Genomic DNA, 6,591 nt, shown 5'->3' with positions numbered 1-6,591 from the left:
TGCACCAGCGAAAGCGTAAAGTCAAGTTACGCTGGTACCCTTACAAGAAAGTGAGGTACGGAAATGTGCAATATGAAGGCCTGTTACGGTGATTTTAATATCTGTCCAACTCAATCAGTAGCATACGCCATACAACAAACGTAGGGATGTACAACGAATCTTTTAACTTATTACAGCACAGCTACTTTCAAATAGGTTCGCAATTCCGAATATCAAAGAATAACTATTTAGATGTTAATGCTGTCATTCCTATTCCTAGCCTTATCTACCATAAAACAGATTTAACATTATCAACACCAGCAATTATAAATATAAAGTATGGTGTTGCTTGGCAGAAATAATTCTTTTTGTTGGTGAATATAAACAGAAACAAATTATTTTGATTTAGCAGATAGTAAGTAAATCATTGTTTACTCACATAACATAAAGTTAGTCTACAAATAGCACTAATTGACTGTTTGTCAGCCCGTTGCACTTTTCCCAGCTGTGTTCTATAACTAACAATAAGTAAATAGAATTTTCTTTGATAAACGAATTTCCGCAAGAACTGCTGTTCGTATTTTGATACAATTGTGCTTGTTCCCCTCTTTCGATCGAAAAGAGCTTCAACAGATCCTCAATTGAAGCTTTTTATCGTGGCATCAGGTCTGATGACCCGACACCACCAGAAGACCCGACACTACCAAACTCAAGTAAAGAAGTTGCGAAAAGCCCCGGCTATTGCTTAGCCCAATGACTGCATCAGGGCTTTTGCCTTGCGGATGTTCGTGTTGGCACGATCCGTTTCGATCAGCCCGTCGCGGAGTCGGATAATGCGGTGTGCGTACTCGGCAATGTCCTCTTCGTGCGTAACCATAATTACGGTATTGCCCTTGCTATGAATCTGGTCGAAGAGGTCCATGATTTCGTAGGAAGTTTTGGTATCGAGGTTACCGGTTGGTTCATCAGCCAGTAGAATACTTGGGTCGTTGACCAATGCCCGCGCCACAGCCACCCGTTGCCGCTGTCCACCCGATAACTCGTTAGGCCGGTGACCGGCCCGGTTTTCCAGGCCGACGTTTTTAAGTGCCATCATCGCTTTTTCGGTGCGGTCGGCTTTGCTGTAGCCAGCGTAAATGAGCGGTAACGCCACGTTTTCGAGCGATGTTTGGCGGGGCAGCAGGTTGAACGTCTGGAAGACGAACCCAATCTCCTTATTCCGAACTTCTGCCAGTTCGTTCTCGCCCATGCTGCTAACGTCCTGGTTATTGAGAATATACTTCCCGGACGTGGGCGAGTCGAGGCAGCCAACAATATTCATGAGCGTCGATTTGCCGGAGCCTGATGGCCCCATAAATGCAACATACTCTCCCTTTTGAATGCTGATCGTGATCGACTTGAGGGCCTCTACCACCTCGGTGCCCATCACGTAGCGTTTGGCAATACTTTGGGTTTCAATAATATTCATAAGTAGTTGGCTTATCAACTGGCAGCTGCCGCCGTTCGACGTCGACGCTGGAAGTAATTACGGATAAACAGACCCGTTAAAATGACGACGTCAAGATTAGGCGTATGACCGTCTTCACTCACCGTAATATCACCGGCATCCTCAAAAAATCTACGGGTCAGATCGTAACTGACAATCTCCCGTTCGGGCGAGCCATCAGGGTTTTCGAGAATCATGTCCCATTCCCGCATCAGCATATTGTGGCGCTTCCACAGATACGTTTCACCCGATGTTAAATTGAGTTCGGCCCGTTTGCCGAACTTGAGCTCAATATGGCCAATAATCTGATTATCGGCATCAACGCGGTGGACATTGACGGAATGAAATAAAAAGCCACTCACGTCGAAGCGCAGTTGAATGCCATTCAGCGAAGCGGTCACATCCTTACCGAAAATATCCCGCACCATTTCACCCACGATCCGACCATCCTGCGTAATCTGTAGATGACGGCTGAATGCTTCCTTAATCCAGTTTAATTTATGGCTCATAGCTAGCGAAGAGAGTAAACAAATCTACTTTATTGAATAAACTTCTCTCTGCTCTTTTCGATTGACGCTAATTTTTCCTGATAAGCCACTTCAAATGCCTGATAATCGGCTGGCGTTGTAGCCGATTGCAACTTGGCCAGTCCACTTTCGGCATAGTCGGGCAGACTGAGTTCTAGACATAACGTGATGTAGGTTTTGAGCAAATCGACATTGTCTTCGTTGAAAGGCAAGGCCGTTAACACCAGATCATAAGCCTCCTTCGGTTTCTTTCGCTGCTGGTCGAGCTGGGCAGCAGCGGCCACGATTCTTGCATTCAGAGGGGCCATTTTTAAGGCCTGCTGGTAGGCCTTGCGAGCCTGTGCAATCCGGCGGGTACGTTCGTAGGTCTGTCCCAGCCAATAATCCCGTTCGGCCTGATAGTGGGGTAGAATAAACTCCCTGGCCATCGTTTCGGCCGAGCCAACACTTCGCCGGAAGGCCGATAAACGAATGGCGGCCACATTTCGAAGGGAAGTTGCCACCGGACTGACTTGTTTTGAGTTCGGCAACCCAGACAACACCAGTTGTGCATTACGCCACTGCAATTGATCGAGGAAATCGTTTGTGAGGGCTACCCCCGCCACGGTTTTGAGGCTTGGTTCCTGAACGGTTTCCCAATAAGCACCCCGGTTGAGATCGTCGGTCCGGTAGGTAGCATAAAACGCTTTTTCAAGATCCGTCTGTGGCTTCCGTTCCTGGTACAATACTTCTTTAAGAGCCGCTACGGCCGGGTCACTTTTAGCGACCGTTTCCCAGAGCGGCTGCGCCAGAGCCGGGTCGTTGGCTTTGGTCAACGCCACGGCATGGAAATAAATGGATGTCGTATCGGTATTGTAGCCAAAGGTTTCGGCCGCTTTTCGGTACAGGCCCTGTTCCATAAGCCATAATCCGGTCAGAGAGCGGTAGGCCGGGCCATTTTTATCGTCGCCCTCCGCCAACTGGCTCATCAGGCTAAAAGCCGCCGGGTGATTATGACTGGTGTACTCAGCTACGGCGCGGGCAAGCAGTAGATCGTCCGTAAAATCCTGATTGACGGGGTCTGCCGATAAGCGCAGTAGCAGGCCCGTCAGCGATGTATCGGCCTGTTGTGTGGCTAGTGTGTAATTATATAAACTAGCGAAACGACCAACACTTAAACCCTCTTTGGCCTGCTCGGTAGCCAGCCAGTTCGGCTTTTGGGGCTGCGCGGTGTCGGCCTGCGTGAGTAAACGAAGGGCAAGCACGTTCGACTGATAAGCTTCATATGGCAAATCCCGGTTGGTCTTAATCAGACTCGAATCGGCCGCCAATACCTTGGGGTTCCGGACGTAGAACGACAACAAATTGGCCTCGGGCACTTCGCTCTTTCCGGCATAATCCGTTGCTGACTTCAAGTAGTAATAAGCCGAGTCGGCCACGCTGGTACGCGCGTAGAGATACCCTAGGTTATTCTGCAACTCACCATTTTTCGGAAACGCCCGAATCCCCCGCTGTAAAGTTTTGACAGCTTCGAAGAACAGGTTCGTCTGTAAATACGTCTGACTCAGTCCGGCGTAGTCCTCCGGGTGAGGTTGCTTCAATAAAGCCTGTTGGTAGAAGAAAGCGGCTGCCGTCTGGTTGTTCTGCGCCACCGCCAGCGAGGCCAGCGCGTAGTTCGATTTGTGGTTTTGAAACTCCTGCTCCAGGGCGAGCTGGTAAAACGCATTGGCCGACTGTGGTTCGCCGGTAGCGGTGTACACATCGCCCAGACCATTGTAATAGCCTGCTACCCCCTGCCGGAAGGTAATCAGGCCACCCGACGCCAGCAGGACCGCAATACCAAACACACCCGCCACCCGAAACAGGCTTAGCTCCAGCCGCTTGGGCTTGTACAATATGCGATAAACAGGTAAGTTTTGGGTATAGATCGGCAGGAAATTGATCAGAATGTAGGCGACAAAAACCACGCCCATTGCCAGATGTGTGTACACGATTACATCTTCGAACATTTCGACCAGCGGGTCGTTGGCTGTCGCAAACGCGTAGGTGATCGTAAGGGTTGTGAGCACAGCCAGACCGGCGTAGAGGTAGGCCCCGGCATCGCGAAAGGAGAACGAATCCTGCTGCTGAACCAACCGGCGGAAACCCCATACCCCTAATGTAACAGAAATCAGGTACAGGGCAAATGGACTGATCGCCAGCACATCCCAGTCGATGGACTTCGTATTTTTCAGCCAGATAAGAATCAAATTGATGAGGTACAGCGCACTGATGAACAGAAAGTTATTCAGCCCCAGCACCCGCCGTTGCCCAACCGGCACCTCCCCTTCTGAACGCCCGGCCGATGTAAGCCAGACCAGGCCGGCAATTATTTCGGCAGCGATAAAGAAGATGAATCCAATGCTGAACACCAGCAGCACCGGCATGCCGTAGCTGACAACCACAAAAGCCGGAAACGGCACCGGCGATAAGGTCCCAATCGCCAACGCCACGACAGCCGTTAGCAGCCCGAACGTAACCAACCGAACCGGGATGAGGAAATCGGCTCGAAAAGCGTGGAAATAGTAACTGACCGAGCCAAAGATGAAGGTTAGCAGTAGAAACAGGTAATTGCCGCTCAAGCCTGGTACATCGAGCATTTCCCAGCGAAAAAAGGCCAGTCCGAGAATAAGAACCCCCATGCCAACCAGGTAGCGAACCCGGTCGAGCCGGGTTATGGCGCTCAATAAAAGGACAAACGCCAGACAGATAGCACTTAAAAAAGCCGTAGCCAAAGCAGGGTGTGTTTGCATGGCACCCGCGATAAATTGCTCCGAAACCGCATACGCTTTCCCATTGACGGAGTAATCGAGCAGGCCGTCGGAGAAAGTGTGCAGTATAATAGGGAGCTCGTTGAGTTCGCTCAGCACATCCCAGCGAACAACATTGCTCAAGCCTTTCGCCCAGGCAACAGCAAACAGAACAATACTGACAATGCAGGCAATTAAGCTAATCAGATACGTAAGCCGATACCCCCGGCTCCAATCTTTCCAGAAAAATAAGGATGACATGAAAGAGAAACGTAGTTAACGGCGGGTTAGTGCCTGTTATTCCCTCCTACAAGTCCTGCCGGTTGATCGCTTACTGTTGCCCGCCACTAATGCCCGGCGCAACAGGAACCAGATTTGTAGTGGCCAGACAGGGGCTAGCCAGTAGTTTGGCATCCAGCGGAAACCGCCACCGTATGGCCCCCGATGTAGTATTGAGACAATAAAGACTGGTATCCTGGCTACCGAAATACACAAACCCATTGTAAACTACAGCGCTTGAAGTGATGATTCCACCGGTACCGAATTTCCAGCGAAGTACCCCGGTAGCAGCATCCAGCGAATAAAAGGTTTTGTCTTCAGCCCCTATATATACGGCTCCATTGGCAACGGCCGCACTGGCACTTATTCGACCACCGGTACTGAATTTCCAGCGTTGCTTGCCCGTGGTAATATCGACCGCGTAGAACGTGTAATCGTCACTGCCAATGTAAACAATTCCATCAACAACCGTGGGGCTGGATGTAACGGGGCCACCCGTACCGAATTTCCACTTGATGGCTCCGGAAGCAGCATCGAGCGCATAGAGGTTGTAATCATTGGTACCCACATAAACGACCCCGCCCACTACAGCCGGACTGGATGTGATTTTATCCCCTGCACTGAATTTCCAGCGTTGCTTACCCGTGGCTGCGTCGAGTGCATACAGCGTTTGGTCCTTACTACCGACATAGACCACTCCATTGGCAACAACCGGACTGGAAGTAACCCCACCCGCCGTGCTGAACTTCCAGCGCTGGACACCCGTCAATAAATTGATTGCATACAGATTTTGATCTTCACTGCCCGCAAACACCGTAGTACCCGATACAACCGGACTCGACAGAATACTATTTCCCGTACTGATTTTCCACTTCTGGGCACCCGTCAGGGCATCAAAAGCATACAGATTCCCGTTTACACTGCCTGTAAAGGCCATACCAGCCGCTACGTATGCGCTCGACGAGATCGACGAGCCGGTTGATATGCGCCACTTCACAGCGCCCGTACCTCCATCGACGGCAAAGAAATTACCCGCTCCACTACCAATGTACACGAGTGCTCCCCCGTTGGCAATCGTACTTGCTACGCTAACCGTAACCGTGTAAGACTGAATCAACCCGTCCATGGCCGTAACGGTGTACGATACAGGCTTGCTGAAATCCGTCACTACACCCGAAGCCGGTATTATGATGGCACCGGGTGGCAGCGTAATGCCGGGCACCAGTTTAGTTAAATCGGTCCCGGCCGGTACGGTTGCTCTGATAGTATATACAACAGAGTCGACAACCGCTGCAACCGCCGGAGTCAAGTTCGTGAAGACGAATGACTCGATAGTCTTACCCGTTGCAGCAGGCTGGGTGTCAATTGATGTTTTACAGGCGGCAACCAGTAAAACAAAACTGGTCAGCCGAAGCAGTGAAGTAGATAAATTCCGAAACATTGGCACAGCGAACAGCAGTTGAGCGGACAGGAGAGTCCATACATGATCAATGTTTTCTGACACTCGTTCATGGAGTGCCAGAGAACATTAATAAGTAGCTCAGCATTTATA

General features: G+C 50.3%; 4 protein-coding genes. All 4 read right to left on the bottom strand.

The annotated features are described in order from the left end of the window. Positions 1 to 724: 724 nt before the first annotated feature. The 4 genes from ACYVJM_RS29625 to ACYVJM_RS29610 all read right to left on the bottom strand — a co-directional run bounded on the left by ACYVJM_RS29625 (position 725) and on the right by ACYVJM_RS29610 (position 6,480). Positions 725 to 1,447 carry an ABC transporter ATP-binding protein gene (locus tag ACYVJM_RS29625; RefSeq protein ID WP_461151742.1) on the bottom strand — a complete coding sequence of 241 codons (723 nt, stop codon included), beginning with the start codon at positions 1,445 to 1,447 and terminating at the stop codon, positions 725 to 727. A 14-nt stretch (positions 1,448 to 1,461) separates the two neighbouring features. Beyond that, on the bottom strand, positions 1,462 to 1,974 hold the full coding sequence (locus ACYVJM_RS29620) for a hypothetical protein (RefSeq protein WP_461151741.1): 513 nt from the start codon (positions 1,972 to 1,974) through the stop codon (positions 1,462 to 1,464). 29 nt (positions 1,975 to 2,003) lie between these two features. Next, a complete protein-coding gene (locus tag ACYVJM_RS29615) occupies positions 2,004 to 5,021 on the bottom strand; it encodes a tetratricopeptide repeat protein (RefSeq protein ID WP_461151740.1) in 3,018 nt (1,005 codons plus the stop codon). A gap of 70 nt (positions 5,022 to 5,091) precedes the next feature. Continuing rightward, positions 5,092 to 6,480 carry an outer membrane protein assembly factor BamB family protein gene (locus ACYVJM_RS29610; protein WP_461151739.1) on the bottom strand — a complete coding sequence of 463 codons (1,389 nt, stop codon included), beginning with the start codon at positions 6,478 to 6,480 and terminating at the stop codon, positions 5,092 to 5,094. Between the last annotated feature and the right edge of the window lie 111 nt (positions 6,481 to 6,591).

It is taken from the genome of Spirosoma pulveris, from assembly GCF_054781875.1.
This window is presented reverse-complemented; position numbering and strand designations above follow the sequence as displayed.

What these genes read in the sequence shown, in the direction of transcription:
- ACYVJM_RS29615 (WP_461151740.1), bottom strand. Translation starts at nt 5,021, where the DNA reads ATGTCATCCTTATTTTTCTGGAAAGATTGGAGCCGGGGGTATCGGCTT.
- ACYVJM_RS29610 (WP_461151739.1), bottom strand. Translation starts at nt 6,480, where the DNA reads ATGTTTCGGAATTTATCTACTTCACTGCTTCGGCTGACCAGTTTTGTT.
- ACYVJM_RS29620 (WP_461151741.1), bottom strand. Translation starts at nt 1,974, where the DNA reads ATGAGCCATAAATTAAACTGGATTAAGGAAGCATTCAGCCGTCATCTA.
- ACYVJM_RS29625 (WP_461151742.1), bottom strand. Translation starts at nt 1,447, where the DNA reads ATGAATATTATTGAAACCCAAAGTATTGCCAAACGCTACGTGATGGGC.